Genomic DNA, 17,676 nt, shown 5'->3' with positions numbered 1-17,676 from the left:
CAGCTAGAAGGTACCGCAGGCCGCTTACGAGCGAATTGCGTCGGCATTGGAGACACTCATCGCATCATCGGAGTTCACCGCATCATCGGAGTTCACTGCATCATCGGAGTTCGAATCACAGCCCACTGTCGAGCAGGTGGGGGAGTTCGACGTGATCGCGCGATCTCTGGTCGGCCGAATCCAACCGGTCACCACCGAATTGGGGCCGGGTGACGATGCCGCGATCGTGACGTCCGGTGACGGCCGCGTGGTTGTCTCGTCCGACATGTTGGTCGAAGGTCGGCATTTCCGAGTGGACTGGTCTTCGCCACGGGACGTCGGCCGCAAGGCGGTGGCCCAGAACGCCGCTGATGTGGTTTCGATGGGAGCCAGGCCGACGGCATTCACGGTGTCGCTGGGGTGCCCGCCCTCGACTCCCGTCGACGTGATCGACGGAATTTCGGCCGGGATCTGGGACGCGGCAACAGATCTGGGGGCCGGTGTGGTCGGCGGTGACCTGGTCCAGTCACCGGTGATCGTCGTGTCGGTGACTGTGCTCGGCGATCTCGGTGGCCGTCCGGCAGTTCTCCGTTCGGGTGCCAAGGTTGGTGACAAGATCGCTGTCGCCGGGCTGTTCGGTTGCTCGGCAGCGGGATTGGCACTACTGCTCGACGAAACCGAACTGCTCGACGAAGCCGGCAGTTTTCCAGATTTACTTGCCTCTCATCGTGTTCCGAATCCGCCGTATCAATCGGCCTGGGACGCCGCAGAATCAGCACACTCGATGACGGACGTCTCCGACGGATTGATCGCGGACCTTCGACATCTCGCAGAGGCATCACACGTACGGTGCGACATCGTGTCGGCCGCGGTTCCCACCTCAGCAGACGTCTTGTCGGCGGCCGAGGCGCTCGATGTCGATCCGCTGCACTGGATCTTGTCTGGTGGTGAAGATCACGGATTTGCGGCAACTTTCGGACCGGAGGTCGAGATTCCGTCGGGATGGACCGTGATCGGTGAGGTCGTCGCAGGTTCCGGTGTCTCCGTCGACGGTTCTCTTCGCGAGAGTGGTGGGGGTTGGCACAGCTTTTCGACCACCGGCACCACTGCGGTATAGGTTGCTTTCATGGCTGTATATGCACTTGGAGACAGAGTTCCGGACATACATCCGGACGCATACGTCCACCCGGACGCGGTGGTGATCGGCGCCGTGACTCTCGCTGCGGGCACCTCGATCTGGCCGCAAGCGGTGTTGCGTGGTGACTACGGAACAATTTCGGTAGGTCTCGGATCGAATATCCAGGACGGAACCGTCATCCACTGCACTGCAATCGATGCGACCGTCATCGGTTCGGGCTGCGTCGTGGGCCACAACGCACACATCGAAGGTTCGACCATCGAAGACAACTGCTTGATCGCATCGGGGTCCGTGGTGCTCAACGGAACGGTGATCGGTACGGGGTCGATCGTCGCCGCTGGTGCGGTGGTGGCTAACAAGATGCAGGTTCCGCCGCGCAGCATGGCGCTCGGTGTGCCCGCCAAGGTCCGTGCGGGATACGAGGTTCCGCTCGGTCACCTCGACGGCAACGTCAAGATGTACGCAGCCAATGCGGCGTACTACCGCGACGCGTTGCGCAGGCTCGACTGATGGCGCCGCTTGCCGAGATCGTCGATCCAGGGTGGGCGCGGGCACTCGAACCGGTGTCGGAGCAAATCTCCGCGATGGGCACGTTCTTGCGTGAAGAGATCGCTGCGGGGCGAGAGTATCTGCCGGCGGGGGAGAACGTCTTGCGTGCGTTCACGAATCCGTTCGACGACGTTCGAGTGCTCATCGTCGGTCAAGACCCCTACCCGACGCCCGGTCATGCTGTCGGGTTGAGCTTTTCGGTCGCCCCGGACGTGCGGCCGGTTCCGCGAAGCCTCGGCAACATCTACAAGGAATATCACCAGGATCTCGGATTGCCGATACCGTCGAACGGCGATCTGACTCCGTGGTCGAAACAAGGTGTGCTGCTTCTCAATCGCGTTCTCACCGTGCAGCCGGGTCAAGCCGCTTCGCATCGTAAGAAGGGCTGGGAGCCGGTGACCGAGCAGGCCATCCGCGCTCTGGTCGCGCGATCGTCACCGATGGTCGCGATCTTGTGGGGTCGCGACGCGGCTACTCTCGCGCCGATGCTCGGCGACACACCGATCATCGAATCCGCGCATCCGTCACCACTTTCGGCTTCGCGCGGTTTCTTCGGTTCGCGTCCGTTCAGTCGTGCGAACGAGCTCTTGACCGGACTCGGAGCTGATCCGGTCGACTGGAATCTGGGTTGAACGAACTGCGTCTGAACGAACTGCCGTGCCGAACGTCGTGACGCGACGTTCGGCACGGCAATTCGATTACGCCTGCTTTGCGGATGTGAAATCGGGGCGACGCTTGTCGACGAACGCGTCGACACCCTCGCGGCCGACGGGGCTGTTCGCCGCGATGGCGATGGACGCGGCTTCGGCGTCGAGTTGCTCGGCAAGCGAGTTCGTCCGCGACGAACGCAGCAGCGCTTTGATTCCCGAGTACGACGTGCTCGGTCCGTTGGCCAAGGCGCGGGCGAGGCGCGCTGCCTCTTCCTGAACCTCGTCGTCGCCGACGAGCCGGGTGAGGATCCCCAGCCGGACGGCTTCGTCGCCACCGATCACCGAATCGTTGAGAAGAATTTCGCGAGCGCGTGCCACGCCGACGATGCGGGGGAGCGTCCATGACATTCCGCCATCCGGGGTGAAACCGATGGAGGGGTAGGCGGGACGAAGCTTGGTGCCGGTGCCGCCGATTGCGACGTCGGCGAGGCAGACCAGGCTCATTCCGGCGCCGGCAGCCCATCCGTGGACCCCGGCCACCACTGGGGCGGTCGCGGCGTCGAGCGCGCGAACGAACACGTGGAAGACGCGGGCAACCTCGGCCACGTACTCGCCGCGGTCGGGGGCTGCGGCGAACGCACGGACGTTGCCTCCGGCACAGAAGTTTGCACCTTCGCCGACCAGCAGGATGCTCCCGATGTCGTTTCCGACTGTCTCGAGCGCCTGCGCGCCCTGAACCAGTCCTTCGTCGTCGAGGGAGGTGCCGTTGGCGGCGGTGGAAATGGTGATGCGGAGTACGCCCTCGTCGAGGGTCACCTTGCTCAGGTCATCGATAGAAGTCACTCAACGCACATTACGGGTGTCTGACAGCCATACGAAACACGGGGACATATAGATACAGCCACATAGATACAGCCACATAGATACAGCTCTGCCCCCGTCACCGAAGTGACGGGGGCAGAGCCTGCAATAGTTTGTGCTCGGGCAATCAGCCCCGAGCGACCTTGCCTGCCTTCAGGCAGGAGGTGCACACGTTGACCTTACGGGTGTTACCCGGGGCAACCTCGGTACGAACAGACTGAATGTTCGGGTTCCAGCGACGATTGGTACGCCGGTGCGAGTGCGAGACCGACTTACCGAAGCCGGGCCCCTTGGCGCATACGTCGCAGACGGCAGCCATAGTCGCGAACTCCTTGTTAGAAATGAATATTGAAGTGGTTACCCTACACGGTAGGGCAGCCAGAATTACAATCCGAATATACTCGACTTCGAACCGATCCTTGACCGCTCACTGTGCAGCCGAACGTGAAAACAGTCAATCAGCAACAAACAAAGTGCAGCATTATTTCGTGTAGCCCGTTCGAGGCAACCGTGTAAGAGTAACCGCTTCCGGCCCGAATGGCCAAACCGCCCGGTAATGACGGTTGCGCAGAAGCGTCGGACTACCCTCGACTGCACCGATCACCGATCTCTTTTTCATCGTCAGTCTTTCCATCGTCGAGGGGAACCGTCAGTGGGGGAAGTGCAACGCGTCGCCGAAGAAGCGGAATCCGTCGCGGACGGACATCTGCTGCGGCGCTGGGCCCGCCGGGCGGTCGACAGTCTCCAGAAGCGCCGCGGAGAGATCAACAGCCTCAACGTCTTTCCCATCCCTGATTCGGATACCGGCACCAACCTGTTGTTCACGATGCGGGCCGCGCTCGATTCCGCCGAGACGATCGAGGACGACGTCCGCAGTGCGGGCCGCGTCGCCAACGCTCTGGCTCGGGGCGCTGTCTCCGGCGCCCGGGGCAATTCCGGCGTGATCCTCTCCCAGGTGATCCGGGGTATCGCCGAGAGCGTTCAAGGCGAGCACATCGACGGCCGCAGCTTCGCGAACTCACTGACTACGGCGACGACGCTGGCCTCACGGGCTGTCTCCGATCTGGTGGAAGGCACCATCGTCACAGTTCTGCGTGCATCGGGAGAAGCAGCGCAAGAGTGCGTCGACACCAGGACGCCGAGCGGCGAGGACCTTGCTTCCGTAGTTGCCGCCGCTGCCGACGCCGCTGCGGTCGCACTGAACAAGACGCCGGAGCAACTGGACGTTCTGGCGTCCGCCGGGGTGGTCGATGCCGGGGGATTCGGTCTCGTTCTGATCCTCGACGCTTTTGTCGAGGTGGTGACCGGGAAGTCTCAGGTCCGCGAGGATCTGGGAACACCGGACCTGCGCTCGACCTCCCTGGTCGATGTCAGTGCATTCGATCACGATTGGGCTCACAAGAGCCCGATCGAATGTGGTGATCACTCGGAGCAGGATTTCGAGGTCATGTACCTCGTCGACGACTCCGACGACGATCGGATGGCGGCGCTGCGCACGCGACTCTCCGTCCTCGGGGATTCGACGGTCATCGTCAGCGACGGCTTCGGCGGCTGGTCCGTGCACGTACATTGCTGCGATGCCGGCGCGGCGGTGGAAGCAGGCCTCGAGGCCGGAAAGGTCCACGGCATTCGCATCAGCAGTTTTCTCGTCGACGAACGCGACCAGCTGGTGGCACGGGCGGAGAGGCGATTCCCGGGCGCCGGCGCACGCGGCGTTCTGGCCGTCGTCGCCGGTGAAAGCGCGTCGGCGTTGTTCGAGAGTGAGGGCGCGACCGTTCTTCGTTGCGACGATGCGCCGGTCACACGCGCGCAGCTGCTCGGGCGCATTCGTCAGATGGAGCGAAGCGAAGTCCTGGTGCTGCCGAACGGAGCTTTGACCGCTCAGGAACTGGTCGCAGTCAGTGCCGCTGCACGCGATCCGCTTCACCAGGTCCTGCTGCTGTCGACGTCGTCGATGGTGCAGGGCTTGGCCGCCCTCGCCGTTCACGACGCCCAGCGCAACGTCGCCGACGACGGCTTCACGATGTCCGAGGCTGCAGCGGCGACGCGCTGGGGATCTTTGCGTATTGCCGTCGAGCGCTCGCTGACCTACGTCGGGACGTGTGATCCGGGGGACGCCATCGGGTTGATGGGTCACGAGGTGGTGCTCATCGGTCCCGATGTCGCCGAGTCGAGTGCGCGATTGGTCGATCTTGCGCTCGGATCCGGCGGTGAACTCGTGACCCTTCTCATGGGGGCCGACGCACCGGACGACCTGGCAGCGCAGCTCGAGGCCCACGTGATCGCGCACCACCCGGGTGTGGACGTACTCGTGTATCAGGGTGATCAGCCCGGTGACCTGTTCCAGTTGGGCGTGGAGTGATCGGACCGAGTCTGTCGGTGACTGCTGATATACGAACACCTGTGCTTATCGCGACACTGTGCTGGAGGAACTGATGGCGACGCTCGGCGACCCACTCGATCGGCTGCTGGGAAAGAAGACCGCGGAGGCGCTCGACGAGGCATTCGAGATCCGGACCGTCGAGGACTTGCTGCGTCACTACCCACACCGGTACGCGTCGGCAGGCAAGGAACTTGCCGAGAAAGAGCCGCCCGAGGGTGAGCACATCACCATCATCGCGCGGGTGGCGTCGGCAGCCGTCGTGAAGATGAAGAACCGTCCAGGACAGATGCTGAGGGTCTCGCTCGCGACCGATTCGCAGACCGTCGACGTCACGTTCTTCAATCCGCAGAAGGTGCGTCACGTCATCAAGCCCGGCGTGCGGGCGATGTTCTCCGGGACGGTCAAGTACTTCCGCGGGAAGTGGTCTCTCACTCATCCGAGCTACCTGATCCTCCCGGAACCTCGTGTCGGCGAAGAGGATTCAGTGGTTCCTCTGGCATCCATCAAGGGGGCCGGCGACCTTGCCGGTCTGGCTCGCGCAAATCAGGACCCCGGCGCAGAACTCGATCTCTCCGTCTTCGACCGGGCATTGATCCCGCTGTACCCGGCGACCCGCGAGGTCGAGAGCTGGACCATCATGCGGTGCGTGCGGCAAGTGCTCGACCAACTCGATCCGATCGAGGAGCCGTTGCCCGCCGAGACTCGGGCCGAGCACGGATTCATCGGTTTGGACGAGGCGCTGCGCACCGTGCACCTGCCAGATACCAAGGAAGACATCGAACGAGCACAGGATCGTCTGCGTTTCGACGAGGCGCTGTCTCTGCAGTTGGTCCTCGCGATGCGTCGTCACGACAATTCCGAGCGTGTGGCTCCGGCCTGCGCTCCGGTCGCCGGCGGGATCGCGGACCAGTTCGAGGAGATGCTCCCGTTCACTCTGACGGAGGGACAGCAAGCAGTCGCGGAGGAGATCTCCACCGACCTTGCCCGCCCACACCCGATGAGCCGCCTTCTTCAGGGCGAGGTCGGGTCAGGCAAGACGATCGTGGCTCTGCGCGCGATGCTGCAGGTCGTCGATGCGGGTTATCAGTGCGCGTTGCTCGCACCCACCGAGGTCCTGGCAAATCAGCACGCGCGATCACTGCGCAAGATGATGGGCTCACTGGCTGCAGGTGGTGAACTCGGTTCTGCCGAACATTCCACCCGTATCGCCCTTCTTACCGGCTCGCTGCCAGTCGCTGCGAAACGCGCAGCGCTGCTCGAAGCCGTGACCGGCGACGCCGGGATTGTCATCGGTACCCATGCGCTCATCCAGGACAACGTCGAGTTCTTCAACCTCGGGATGGTCGTGGTCGACGAGCAGCACCGCTTCGGCGTCGAGCAACGTGATCAGTTGCGATCGCGGGCACGTGAAGGCCTGAGTCCGCATCTGCTGGTGATGACGGCAACGCCGATTCCGCGAACCATCGCCATGACGGTGCTCGGCGATCTCGAGGTATCGACCCTGCGGGAGCTGCCGCGTGGGCGTACTCCGATCAAGAGCAACGTCGTGCCTGCGAAGCAGAAGCCGCAGTGGGTGGATCGCGCATGGGAACGAATTCGGGAGGACGTTGCCGACGGCCGTCAGGCGTATGTCGTGTGCTCGCGGATCGGCGACGGTGAGCAGGGCGCAGGCGAAGACCAGTTCACCGAGGAGAAGCAGCCGGAGACCAAGTCGGCGGTCGACGTCTTCGAGGAGCTGTCGAGCGGCCCGCTGGCCGATCTGCGAGTCGGATTGCTGCACGGTCGACTGCCTTCCGACGAAAAGGACGTCGTCATGAGCGCGTTCAACGTCGGTGACATCGACGTCCTTGTCTGCACGACCGTCGTCGAAGTCGGTGTGGACGTCCCGAACGCGACGGTGATGGTGATCGTCGACGCCGAACGGTTCGGTGTCAGTCAGCTCCATCAGCTGCGTGGTCGTGTCGGCCGTGGAAAGCATCAGGGACTCTGCATTCTCGTTACCGGAAGCAATCCCGGCGGGCCGGCATACGAGCGACTCTCCGCGGTGGCCGCGACCAACGACGGGTTCGAACTGGCTCAGCTCGACCTCGCGACCAGGCGCGAAGGCGACATCCTCGGAGCTGCGCAGTCGGGCACGACCTCGAACCTGCGGCTGCTTTCTCTCATGGCACACGGAGACATCCTCGAATCCGCCCGGGAGTTCGCCCAGGGAATCGTCGACGACGATCCATCGCTCGACGGTCATCCCGCCCTGGCTTCCATGGTGACCGCCGCGCTGGACTCCGACCGGATCGAGTACCTCGAGAAGTCGTGACGGGTATGACGACAAGCTGAAATCGAATAGCACGAGGACCGCCGGGTTGGTTTCTCGATTCAGTCCGAAATATGAGACTCCGCATGTAGACGCAAGATGAAATCGGGGTAGTTTTCTCGAATGTTCTCCAAAGTGCTCGTCGCGAACCGCGGCGAAATTGCGATCCGTGCCTTCCGTGCCGCCTACGAACTAGGTGCCGGAACCGTCGCGGTGTTCCCGTACGAGGATCGGAACTCGATCCACCGTCTCAAGGCAGACGAGAGCTACCAGATCGGGGAGAAGGGCCACCCCGTTCGCGCGTATCTCTCGGTCGAGGAGATCGTCGCCGCCGCAAAGAGCGCCGGAGCCGACGCCATCTACCCCGGTTACGGTTTCCTCTCCGAGAACCCGGATCTGTCGGCGGCGTGCGCCGAGGCAGGCATCAAGTTCGTGGGTCCCTCCGCGGAGATCCTCGAGTTGACCGGTAACAAGGCACGCGCCATCGCCGCGGCCAAAGCCGCCGGTCTCCCGGTGCTCGCGTCTTCGGAGCCGTCAGCGGACATCGACGAGCTGCTCGCAGCAGCCGAGGACATGACCTTCCCGCTCTTCGTCAAGGCTGTCGCCGGCGGCGGCGGACGCGGAATGCGCCGCGTTGCGGAACGCTCACAGCTCAAGGAATCGATCGAAGCCGCAGCGCGCGAAGCGGAGTCGGCCTTCGGCGATTCGACGGTGTTCCTCGAGCAGGCCGTCATCGACCCCCGGCACATCGAAGTGCAGATCCTCGCCGACGAGCAGGGCAACGTCATCCACCTCTTCGAGCGTGACTGCTCGTTGCAGCGTCGCCACCAGAAGGTGATCGAGCTTGCTCCGGCCCCCAACCTCTCGGAAGAGTTGCGCGCCAAGATCTGTGCCGACGCCGTCGCTTTCGCGAAGGAGATCGGGTACACGTGCGCCGGCACTGTCGAGTTCCTCCTCGACAAGCGCGGCAACCACGTCTTCATCGAGATGAACCCGCGAATTCAGGTGGAGCACACAGTCACCGAAGAAGTGACGGACGTGGACTTGGTCCAGTCGCAGCTCAAGATCGCGTCCGGTTCGACGCTTGCAGATCTGGGTCTGTCACAGGACACGATCAAGCTGCGCGGAGCGGCGCTGCAGTGCCGCATCACGACCGAGGATCCGGCCAACGGATTCCGCCCGGACACGGGCCGGATCACCGCGTACCGCACCCCGGGCGGTGCCGGTATCCGCCTTGACGGCGGCGCGACGCTCGGTGCCGAGGTCGGAGCGTACTTCGACTCGATGCTGGTCAAGCTCACCTGCCGCGGTCGCGACCTCGAAGCCGCTGTCGCGAGGGCTCGCCGCGCGGTCACCGAGTTCCGTATTCGTGGAGTCTCGACCAACATTCCGTTCCTGCAGGCGGTTCTCGACGACCCGGACTTCCGGGCCGGACGAGTGACGACCTCCTTCATCGAGGAACGTCCGCAGCTGCTGACCCTGCGTTCCTCCGCCGACCGCGGCACCAAGATCCTGACCTACCTCGCCGATGTGACGGTCAACAAGCCGCACGGCGAGCGTCCCTCTTCGGTGTACCCGCAGGACAAACTGCCCAAGATCGATCTTTCGACGCCGCCGCCCGCCGGCAGCCGCCAGCGTCTGCTCGAACTCGGTCCCGAAGGTTTCGCGAAGGCACTGCGTGAGCAGAAGGCCGTCGGCGTCACCGACACCACTTTCCGCGACGCGCATCAGTCCTTGTTGGCCACGCGAGTTCGAACCAGTGGACTTCTCGGAGTTGCCGGGCACGTTGCTCGGTTGACGCCGGAATTGCTTTCGATCGAAGCCTGGGGCGGCGCGACGTACGATGTGGGACTTCGCTTCCTGCACGAGGATCCGTGGTACCGGCTCGCCGCGCTCCGTGAAGCGATCCCGAACATCTGCCTCCAGATGCTCCTTCGCGGACGAAACACGGTGGGCTACACGCCCTATCCGGAGAAGGTCACGCGCGCATTCGTCCAGGAAGCCACCGACACCGGCATCGACATCTTCCGAATCTTCGACGCGCTCAACAACGTCGACCAGATGCGCCCTGCCATCGACGCGGTGCGTGAGACGGGAACGGCTCTCGCCGAGGTGGCGCTGAGCTACACCGGCGATCTGTCGGATCCGAACGAAACGCTGTACACGCTCGACTACTACCTGAAGTTGGCAGAAGAGATCGTCGATGCCGGCGCTCACGTGCTCGCGATCAAGGACATGGCCGGCCTGCTGCGCGCTCCGGCGGCCACCAAGCTCGTGACGGCGCTACGCAGCAACTTCGATCTGCCGGTTCACGTCCACACGCACGACACCCCCGGTGGACAGTTGGCCACGTACTTCGCCGCGTGGCAGGCGGGCGCCGACGCAGTCGACGGTGCTTCGGCGGCATTGGCCGGAACCACCAGCCAGCCTGCGCTCTCGGCTATCGTCGCCGCTGCTGCGCACTCCGAGTTCGACACCGGACTGAACTTGCAGAACGTGTGCGACCTCGAGCCGTACTGGGAGGCGCTGCGAAAGGTGTACGCGCCCTTCGAATCCGGGCTACCGGCCCCGACGGGACGCGTGTACACGCACGAGATTCCGGGTGGTCAGCTCTCCAACCTACGCACTCAGGCCGTTGCTCTCGGCCTCGGCGACCGGTTCGAAGAGGTCGAAGCCAAGTACGCCGACGCAGACCGCATGCTCGGGCATCTGGTCAAGGTGACGCCGTCGTCGAAGGTTGTCGGCGACCTCGCGCTCCATCTTGTCGGTGCCGGTGTGCCTTCGGAGGAGTTCGCCGCAGATCCGGCGAAGTTCGACATTCCCGACTCCGTGGTCGGCTTCCTGCGCGGCGAACTCGGTACGCCTCCCGGTGGTTGGCCGGAACCATTCCGCAGCAAGGCGCTCGAAGGCCGTGGCCAGGCCAAGCCCGAAGCGACGCTCTCCGCCGAGGACGAGGTACTGCTGGAGGGCTCTTCGAAGGACCGTCAGGCGACGCTGAATCGTCTGCTCTTCCCCGGCCCGACAAAGGAATTCCTCGAGCACCGCGAGAAGTACGGCGACACGTCGCGGCTGTCGGCGAACCAGTTCTTCTACGGTCTGCGGCGCGGCGACGAGCACCGCGTCGAATTGGCTCCCGGCGTGGAACTGATCATCGGTCTCGAAGCGATTTCCGAGCCCGACGAGCGCGGCTACCGCACTGTCATGTGCATCCTGAACGGCCAGCTGCGTCCGGTCTCGATCCGCGATCGCTCCATTGCCAGTGACGTGCCGGTGGCGGAGAAGGCCGACAAGAACAACCCGGGCCACGTGGCGGCACCGTTCGCGGGCGTCGTGACGCTCGCGGTCAAGGAAGGCCAGAAGATCGAGGCCGGCGACACCGTGGCCACGATCGAAGCGATGAAGATGGAAGCGGCGATCACCTCGCCGCGTGCCGGCGTCGTTTCGCGGATCGCGATCAGCGCTGTTCAGCAGGTCGAGGGCGGAGACCTGCTGGTAGTCGTCTCGACGGGGGAGAGCGCCGCAGAGTGACTCGCATCATCTCGGGACTCGCGGGCGGTCGACGCCTGCGAGTCCCGCCGAGCGGCACCCGTCCGACGTCGGATCGGGTTCGCGAGGCGTTGTTCAGTGCACTCGAAGCGCGCATCGATCTCGAAGGGTGCGCGGTTCTCGACCTCTTCGCGGGTTCGGGTGCCCTCGGCCTCGAAGCGCTCTCTCGTGGAGCCGAGCACGTCGTTCTCGTGGAATCCGATGCCAAAGCCGCTGCCGTCATCAAGGCGAACATCAGCACTGTCGCGTTGCCGGGGGCGACGGTTCGCGCCGCTCCGGTCGCGGCCGTGGTGTCGGGGCCGAGCGGGCGCGAATACGACATAGTCATCGCCGACCCGCCGTATGCGGTGACCGACGAGGCCGTCGTGTCCATGCTCATTGATCTGCAGGTCAACAAATGGGTGGGGGAGGGCACGATCGTGGTACTCGAACGTTCGTCGCGTTCGCCGAAGACCGTGTGGCCGCAGGGCTACGAGCCGATCAAGGCGAAGAACTACGGTGAAGCTCGCATCGAGCTGGCCACCTGCTACGGTCTGGACTCATGACTGGCGCCGTCTGCCCCGGATCCTTCGACCCTGTGACCAATGGTCACCTCGACGTAATCGGAAGAGTTGCTGCGCAATTCGACGAGGTCGTGGTCACCGTGCTGATCAACAAGAGCAAGCGTGGCATGTTCACGATCGACGAGCGGATCGAGATGCTCGAAGACGCGACGAGTCACCTGCCTAACGTTCGGGTCACGTCGTGGCACGGACTGTTGGTCGACTTTGCGAAACAAGAAGGCCTCAGCGCGATCGTCAAGGGTCTGCGCGGCGCGAACGACTTCGATTACGAGCTGCAGATGGCTCAGATGAATCAGAAGCTCACAGGCGTCGACACGCTCTTCGTCGCCACGAATCCGACCTACAGCTACCTGTCGAGTTCTCTCGTGAAGGAAGTCGCGACCTTCGGTGGCGACGTCTCCGACATGCTCCCGGCCAAGGTACATTCTCGGCTACTCGCGCGTATCGCCGAACGAGCAGCAGAAAACAGCTGATCCCCGACACACCGACCACGACGACACCCCGTTGGCCGTTCTTCCGGCAAACTTGGACAGGAACGGGCACAGGTCCGAGTGGACAGGTGACGATGTGGGCCGAATTCGGCCGGTAGAGATTGGGGTTGCTTGTGTACCGCGTATTCGAGGCACTGGACGAACTGGTCGCAATTGTCGAAGAGGCGCGCGGTGTTCCCATGACCGCAGGGTGTGTTGTGCCTCGCGGCGACGTACTCGAGCTTCTCGACGACGTCCGGGACGCAATTCCGAGCGAGTTGGACGACGCTCAGGACGTCCTCGATCATCGGGACAAATTGGTCGGTGACGCGCGAGCCAACGCGGAGAAGACCGTCAGCAGCGCCAACGCCGAGGCGACGTCGACTGTGGAGAACGCACGCGACGACGCCGACCGCATTCTGTCCGATGCCAAGGCTCAGGCCGATCGCATGGTTGCCGAAGCGCGTGCGCACGCCGATCAGTTGGTCGAGGACGCCGAAGCAGAAGCGGAACGGACCGTCACCGACGGCCGTCGTGAGTACGAGGCCGTCACCGGACGGGCGCGTGCCGAGGCCGATCGGATGATCGAGTCCGGCCAGGCCTCGTACGAACATTCGGTGGCGGAGGGAACGGCAGAGCAGGCTCGTCTGGTGTCCCAGACCGAGGTTGTCCAGTCCGCTCACGCGGAATCCGCGCGAGTGATCGACGCCGCTCACGCCGAGTCCGACAGGATGCGTTCGGAGTGTGACCTGTACGTCGACACCAAGTTGGCCGAGTTCGAGGAATTCCTCACCGGGACCGTTCGGTCGGTCGGGCGTGGTCGTCAACAGCTTCGAACGGGTTCGGGAGTTCCCGATTACCAGGACGACGATCGTCGTTCCGAGCGGCGCCGATAGAGCAGACAAGTCAGTCGAGGGTGGGTCGTCCGATATGGGGCGGCCCACTTTTTCGTGGATCGAATTGGGATTTGCCTTGTAGCTGCCGTATTGTGGAGTGGTTGCCCATACCAGTTTCAACAGTTAGGTGAGTTCTCTTTGTCAACGCATCGTCGTAGTTCGTCGCATCAGTCAAGTGATGCGGGATTTTTGCTGGACACGGTCAAGCTCGGTCGTCGTCCAGGGTCGATGCGTACCGTCGAGAGAACAATTCAGTCCCCGAACCGTATCGGTCTCGATCTGATCGCGATCGAAGCGGGCGCGGACATAGATCTCGATCTTCGTCTCGAAGCAGTGTCCGAAGGCGTTCTCGTCACCGGAAACGTGCACGCACCCACCAAGGGTGAATGCTCGCGGTGCCTTGAACCTTTCACCGACACCGTGGACATCTATCTCACGGAGTTGTTCGCTTACCCGGACAGCACCACCGAGGAGACGACGGAAGAGGGCGAGGTCTACGCGGTCGAAGACGACGAAATCGACCCCGAACCGGTCATCGTCGATGCAGTCGGGCTGGCGCTTCCGCTCCAGCCTCTGTGCAGTGACGATTGCCTGGGATTGTGCTCAGAATGTGGCATTCGCCTGGCGATTGCGGAATCTGGGCATGGGCATGACATACTTGATCCTCGCTGGGCTGGTCTCGCGGCCAAATTTGGCGTGGAATCAAACACCAGCGAAAATCTTGTGATCACCGAAGCCGAGGAGAAGTAGAAGTGGCTGTCCCCAAGCGCAAAATGTCGCGATCCAACACGCGGTCGCGTCGTAGCCAGTGGAAGACCACTGTGCCCACCCTCGTTACCTGCCCCAACCGTGGCTGTGGCGAGCAGACCCTTCCCCACATCGCATGCCCGTCATGCGGTACTTACAAGGGCCGCCAGGTAACCGCTGCTGTCTAGTTCTCCCCGGAGAAAGACTATGACGAGCGAAAATACAGTTTCAGCCGCCGGCGGCGAGGGCAATCACGACAAGCTCCTCGCCGCTGTCGGCGTAGATATAGAGCCCGGTCTTCTGACCCTGGCTCTCACGCACCGCTCGTACGCGTACGAGAACGGCGGACTGCCCACGAACGAGCGCCTCGAGTTCCTCGGGGATTCCGTTCTCGGCGTCACGGTGACCGAAAATCTCTACCTGTCCCACCCGGACAAATCCGAAGGTGATCTGGCGAAGATCCGTGCCAGCGTGGTGAACATGCATGCACTCGCCGAGGTCGCCAGGACTCTGGGCGAAGGTGGACTCGGAGCACACCTGCTGTTGGGTAAGGGCGAGGAAATGACGGGCGGCCGTGACAAGCCGTCCATTCTCGCCGACGGCATGGAGTCGATTCTCGGCGCCATTCACCTGCAGCACGGCATCGAGACTGCGCGACGCGTTGTCCTCGATCTGTTCGACGATCTACTCACTCGCGCACCGCTTCTGGGCGCGGGTCTGGATTGGAAGACGAGTCTGCAGGAACTGACCGCAGAACACGGTGCCGGAGTTCCCGTTTACGAGATCACCGCTACCGGACCCGATCACGACAAGGAATTCACGGCCACCGTTCTCATCAGTGGCAAACCCTTGGGTGTCGGTGTCGGTCGTTCCAAGAAGGAAGCCGAGCAGAAGGCAGCAAGTTCGGCATGGAAGACGATGTCGGAGAATGCCGCTGCTACCGCAGTCGCTGCCGACGACGCGCCTGATCTTGCCGGCTGAGTTCACTCTTGCCTGAGCTTCCCGAAGTCGAAGTCGTTCGCCGCGGCCTGCAGTCTCACGCTGTAGGTGCGGCGATCGAGGCCGTCGAGGTCCTCCATCCCCGCGCGATCAGGCGCCACATTCTCGGTTCCGAGGACTTGATCGGCCAACTCACCGGGCAGACCATCGCTTCGGCAGAGCGTCGCGGCAAGTATCTGTGGCTGGTTCTCGAGCCTGCCGGTGTCGGGCTGGTGGTTCATCTCGGGATGAGCGGACAGATGTTGGTCCAGCCCCCGACAGTCGACTGGGAAAAGCATCTACGCATCCGGTTGGCCCTCGATTCCGGAGCGGATCTTCGATTCGTCGATCAGCGAACGTTCGGTGGCTGGTCGATTTCACCTCTCGTCGAGGTCGACGGAACGATGCTGCCCGAGTCGGTGGCGCACATCGCTCGTGATCCCATGGATGTTGCATTCGATCTCGAATCCGTCGTGAAAGTCCTGCGGGGCAAGCACACCGAGATCAAGCGCGCGATTCTCGACCAGACCGTGGTCTCCGGGATCGGGAACATCTACGCCGACGAATCATTGTGGCGCGCCAAGATTCACGGTAACCGAATCGCCGAAACGCTTACCAGGCCCAAACTTCGAGAGCTGTTGACCGCAGCGCACGCAGTGATGGGTGAAGCGCTCGATCAGGGCGGAACGTCCTTCGACGCTCTGTACGTGAACGTCAACGGCGAGTCCGGTTACTTCGACCGGTCACTGTCGGCCTACGGGCAGGAAAATCTTCCGTGCCCGCGATGCGGCGCGCCGATCAAGCGTGAGAAGTTCATGAATCGATCGTCGTTCAGTTGCCCGCGGTGTCAGCCGACCCCGAGGGCACGGCGAATCGCCTAGGTCTCCCGCCCCTCCGGTTCGGCGGAGTGGCAAGATTGCGTCATGGCTGAACAGACTCCCGACAACGCTGCAACCGCCCCCGCTCACACGGAGCTTTGGGTCGAACGCACCGGAACCCGCCTCTACACCGGCAAGAGTTCGCGCGGCGCAGAGGTTCTCATCGGCTCCGAATCGGTTCCAGGAGTCTTCACGCCCGGCGAACTGCTCAAAATCGCGCTCGCCGCGTGCACCGGTATGAGCTCCGACTTCCCGATTTCTCGCCGCCTCGGTGACAACTACGACGCGACGGTCCGCGTGTCCGGCGCCGCCGATCGGGAGAACGAGGTCTACCCGCAGCTCGACGAGGTCCTCGAACTCGATCTCAGCGAGTTGGATGCCGAAGCACAGCAGCGCCTCATCACTCTCGTCGAGCGCTCCGTGGACAAGGTATGCACCGTCGGGCGCACGCTCAAGGCCGGAACCAAGGTAACTCTGTCGTTCGACACGGAAGCCTGATGTCTCGCGCGGGCAGCATTGTCGCTGCGATCGCACTGGGTTCCGTTGTGGCGGTGAGTGCTCCGGCGCACGCCTCGGTCCCGATCGACGGCTCGGCCGGTGGTTGCGGGTCGTGGACGTCGAGCGTCGTGACGACTGGCGCCGGCATGCTCGAGAATCTCGAATTCGACGGCAACGGGTCGATGGTGTTGTCGCAGTCGGCTCTGATCGGGCCGGGTGCACTGCTGAAAGTGACTCCGGACGAAACCCGGACAACTTTGGTCGGTGACGTTACCGGACCTGGCGGGTTGGTCGCGCGTGACGGATCCGTGTACTTCACCACGGGCAACTCGACTGTCTCGGGACTGTTCGGAATCGCCGACGGCAGCCTTCGTAAGGTCGACGTCGCAGACGGATCGGTGACAACGATTGCCGACGGTCTGGTGATGCCGAACGGGCTTGTACAGCTGGACGGTAACCGCTTCCTCACTGCTCGCACACTCACCAGGCCGGGGCTCACGGTGGTCAACAGTGACGGAACCAGTTCGATCGTTCGTGAAGACCTCGGCACCGTCGACGGCCTCGCACGCTCCGGGTCGGCGATCTACGTGACGACGACCTTCGACATGATAACCGCCGTCCATGTCCTCGACGCAGACGATCTGGGCGGGCCGGTGCGGACGATCACGCTCCCCGGATTCGGTCCGGCAAACATGGCGGACGATCTGACCGTCGGACCGGACGGCGCGCTGTACGTCGCTTTCAATGCCGGCGGCAAAGTTGTTCGCGTCGATCCGGATTCGGGATCTTCGTGTGAGATCGCCTCGGGTCTGCCGTTCACATCCGCGGTCAAGTTCGGCGCCGGTCCGGGCTGGGATCCCAACTCGCTCTACACCACCGGTTTCCTGGGTGAGGTTCACCGTCTCGAACGTGTGGCGGGCTGAGCGTCGTGGCTGAGACAGCGCCTGTGCGGTTGACGGCGTGGGTTCACGGATACGTTCAAGGCGTCGGATTTCGGTGGTGGACCAGGGCCCGCGCTCTCGAACTCGGGTTGATCGGATATGCGTCCAACCAGCGTGACGGTCGAGTGCTCGTCGTGGCGGAAGGCGAACGCACGCAACTCGAGCGATTGTTGGAGTTACTGCGCTCGGGGACTACCCCGGGCACGGTGGATCTTGTGGTCGACAGCTGGGACCCCGCCAGGGGCGACCTGACAGGGTTCGTCGAACGCTGACCGGTTTGGCGGTAAA

The 17,676-nt window shown here is 63.3% G+C and carries 18 protein-coding genes; 16 read left to right on the top strand and 2 right to left on the bottom strand.

Going from position 1 to position 17,676, the window contains the following annotated elements; translation table 11 throughout:
• Positions 1 to 46 precede the first annotated feature (46 nt).
• From ACFWEM_RS12255 to ACFWEM_RS12245, 3 genes are read left to right on the top strand one after another with little or no spacing between them, the layout of a single operon-like run.
• Positions 47 to 1,096 (top strand): thiamine-phosphate kinase, encoded by a 1,050-nt coding sequence (locus ACFWEM_RS12255; protein ID WP_378533828.1) that lies wholly within the window; start codon positions 47 to 49, stop codon positions 1,094 to 1,096.
• 9 nt (positions 1,097 to 1,105) lie between these two features.
• Positions 1,106 to 1,627 carry a gamma carbonic anhydrase family protein gene (locus ACFWEM_RS12250; RefSeq protein ID WP_378449565.1) on the top strand — a complete coding sequence of 174 codons (522 nt, stop codon included), beginning with the start codon at positions 1,106 to 1,108 and terminating at the stop codon, positions 1,625 to 1,627.
• Positions 1,627 to 2,298: a uracil-DNA glycosylase gene (locus ACFWEM_RS12245; RefSeq protein WP_378533825.1), complete on the top strand. Its 672-nt coding sequence runs from the start codon at positions 1,627 to 1,629 to the stop codon at positions 2,296 to 2,298. The genes ACFWEM_RS12250 and ACFWEM_RS12245 overlap by 1 nt, the downstream gene beginning before the upstream one ends.
• Before the next feature lie 66 nt (positions 2,299 to 2,364).
• Here the strand turns inward: ACFWEM_RS12245 and ACFWEM_RS12240 are convergent, their stop codons facing one another.
• Positions 2,365 to 3,159: an enoyl-CoA hydratase-related protein gene (locus ACFWEM_RS12240; RefSeq protein ID WP_230812869.1), complete on the bottom strand. Its 795-nt coding sequence runs from the start codon at positions 3,157 to 3,159 to the stop codon at positions 2,365 to 2,367.
• Between the two features lie 145 nt (positions 3,160 to 3,304).
• Positions 3,305 to 3,496, bottom strand: a complete 192-nt coding sequence (gene rpmB / locus ACFWEM_RS12235) for a 50S ribosomal protein L28 (RefSeq protein WP_003942669.1) — start codon at positions 3,494 to 3,496, stop codon at positions 3,305 to 3,307.
• Between the two features lie 333 nt (positions 3,497 to 3,829).
• On the opposite strand from rpmB, the gene ACFWEM_RS12230 reads away from it, so the two are divergent.
• The 13 genes from ACFWEM_RS12230 (at position 3,830) to ACFWEM_RS12170 (ending at position 17,660) form a co-directional block, all read left to right on the top strand.
• Positions 3,830 to 5,539 (top strand): DAK2 domain-containing protein, encoded by a 1,710-nt coding sequence (locus ACFWEM_RS12230; RefSeq protein ID WP_378533823.1) that lies wholly within the window; start codon positions 3,830 to 3,832, stop codon positions 5,537 to 5,539.
• Positions 5,540 to 5,612: 73 nt separating this feature from the next.
• Complete coding sequence (gene recG, locus ACFWEM_RS12225; RefSeq protein ID WP_378533820.1) at positions 5,613 to 7,874, top strand: ATP-dependent DNA helicase RecG; 2,262 nt, start codon at positions 5,613 to 5,615, stop codon at positions 7,872 to 7,874.
• A 120-nt stretch (positions 7,875 to 7,994) separates the two neighbouring features.
• Positions 7,995 to 11,399 carry a pyruvate carboxylase gene (locus ACFWEM_RS12220; protein WP_378449561.1) on the top strand — a complete coding sequence of 1,135 codons (3,405 nt, stop codon included), beginning with the start codon at positions 7,995 to 7,997 and terminating at the stop codon, positions 11,397 to 11,399.
• On the top strand, positions 11,396 to 11,962 hold the full coding sequence (gene rsmD, locus ACFWEM_RS12215) for a 16S rRNA (guanine(966)-N(2))-methyltransferase RsmD (RefSeq protein ID WP_378533817.1): 567 nt from the start codon (positions 11,396 to 11,398) through the stop codon (positions 11,960 to 11,962). The genes ACFWEM_RS12220 and rsmD overlap by 4 nt, the downstream gene beginning before the upstream one ends.
• Positions 11,959 to 12,453 carry a pantetheine-phosphate adenylyltransferase gene (gene coaD, locus ACFWEM_RS12210; RefSeq protein ID WP_378449559.1) on the top strand — a complete coding sequence of 165 codons (495 nt, stop codon included), beginning with the start codon at positions 11,959 to 11,961 and terminating at the stop codon, positions 12,451 to 12,453. The genes rsmD and coaD overlap by 4 nt, the downstream gene beginning before the upstream one ends.
• Before the next feature lie 131 nt (positions 12,454 to 12,584).
• Positions 12,585 to 13,346: a DivIVA domain-containing protein gene (locus ACFWEM_RS12205; protein WP_003942696.1), complete on the top strand. Its 762-nt coding sequence runs from the start codon at positions 12,585 to 12,587 to the stop codon at positions 13,344 to 13,346.
• A gap of 189 nt (positions 13,347 to 13,535) precedes the next feature.
• The gene (locus tag ACFWEM_RS12200) at positions 13,536 to 14,096 is read left to right on the top strand and encodes a YceD family protein (protein WP_378533815.1); all 561 of its coding nucleotides are present in this window, start codon (positions 13,536 to 13,538) and stop codon (positions 14,094 to 14,096) included.
• A 2-nt stretch (positions 14,097 to 14,098) separates the two neighbouring features.
• Positions 14,099 to 14,281, top strand: a complete 183-nt coding sequence (gene rpmF, locus ACFWEM_RS12195; protein ID WP_007729318.1) for a 50S ribosomal protein L32 — start codon at positions 14,099 to 14,101, stop codon at positions 14,279 to 14,281.
• 19 nt (positions 14,282 to 14,300) lie between these two features.
• Positions 14,301 to 15,074, top strand: coding sequence for a ribonuclease III (gene rnc / locus ACFWEM_RS12190; RefSeq protein WP_378449558.1), 774 nt, complete (start codon positions 14,301 to 14,303; stop codon positions 15,072 to 15,074).
• An 8-nt stretch (positions 15,075 to 15,082) separates the two neighbouring features.
• On the top strand, positions 15,083 to 15,952 hold the full coding sequence (gene mutM / locus ACFWEM_RS12185; RefSeq protein ID WP_378533813.1) for a bifunctional DNA-formamidopyrimidine glycosylase/DNA-(apurinic or apyrimidinic site) lyase: 870 nt from the start codon (positions 15,083 to 15,085) through the stop codon (positions 15,950 to 15,952).
• A gap of 42 nt (positions 15,953 to 15,994) precedes the next feature.
• On the top strand, positions 15,995 to 16,447 hold the full coding sequence (locus tag ACFWEM_RS12180; RefSeq protein ID WP_317555137.1) for an OsmC family protein: 453 nt from the start codon (positions 15,995 to 15,997) through the stop codon (positions 16,445 to 16,447).
• A complete protein-coding gene (locus ACFWEM_RS12175) occupies positions 16,447 to 17,370 on the top strand; it encodes an SMP-30/gluconolactonase/LRE family protein (protein WP_378533811.1) in 924 nt (307 codons plus the stop codon). Before ACFWEM_RS12180 ends, ACFWEM_RS12175 begins: the two co-directional genes overlap by 1 nt.
• Before the next feature lie 5 nt (positions 17,371 to 17,375).
• Positions 17,376 to 17,660 (top strand): acylphosphatase, encoded by a 285-nt coding sequence (locus tag ACFWEM_RS12170; protein ID WP_230812898.1) that lies wholly within the window; start codon positions 17,376 to 17,378, stop codon positions 17,658 to 17,660.
• Positions 17,661 to 17,676 lie beyond the last annotated feature (16 nt).

The sequence above is a fragment of the Rhodococcus sp. NPDC060176 genome (assembly GCF_042728675.1).
GTDB lineage: Bacteria > Actinomycetota > Actinomycetes > Mycobacteriales > Mycobacteriaceae > Rhodococcus_F.
The sequence above is the reverse complement of the archived record's forward strand: the minus strand, read 5'-3'. Positions and strand labels throughout refer to the sequence as shown.

Excerpts from the sequence above, each read along its gene's own strand:
- ACFWEM_RS12180 (WP_317555137.1), top strand. The coding sequence starts at position 15,995 with ATGGCTGAACAGACTCCCGACAACGCTGCAACCGCCCCCGCTCACACG.
- ACFWEM_RS12175 (WP_378533811.1), top strand. The coding sequence starts at position 16,447 with ATGTCTCGCGCGGGCAGCATTGTCGCTGCGATCGCACTGGGTTCCGTT.
- ACFWEM_RS12245 (WP_378533825.1), top strand. The coding sequence starts at position 1,627 with ATGGCGCCGCTTGCCGAGATCGTCGATCCAGGGTGGGCGCGGGCACTC.
- rnc (WP_378449558.1), top strand. The coding sequence starts at position 14,301 with ATGACGAGCGAAAATACAGTTTCAGCCGCCGGCGGCGAGGGCAATCAC.
- ACFWEM_RS12220 (WP_378449561.1), top strand. The coding sequence starts at position 7,995 with ATGTTCTCCAAAGTGCTCGTCGCGAACCGCGGCGAAATTGCGATCCGT.
- coaD (WP_378449559.1), top strand. The coding sequence starts at position 11,959 with ATGACTGGCGCCGTCTGCCCCGGATCCTTCGACCCTGTGACCAATGGT.
- rpmB (WP_003942669.1), bottom strand. The coding sequence starts at position 3,496 with ATGGCTGCCGTCTGCGACGTATGCGCCAAGGGGCCCGGCTTCGGTAAG.
- recG (WP_378533820.1), top strand. The coding sequence starts at position 5,613 with ATGGCGACGCTCGGCGACCCACTCGATCGGCTGCTGGGAAAGAAGACC.
- ACFWEM_RS12250 (WP_378449565.1), top strand. The coding sequence starts at position 1,106 with ATGGCTGTATATGCACTTGGAGACAGAGTTCCGGACATACATCCGGAC.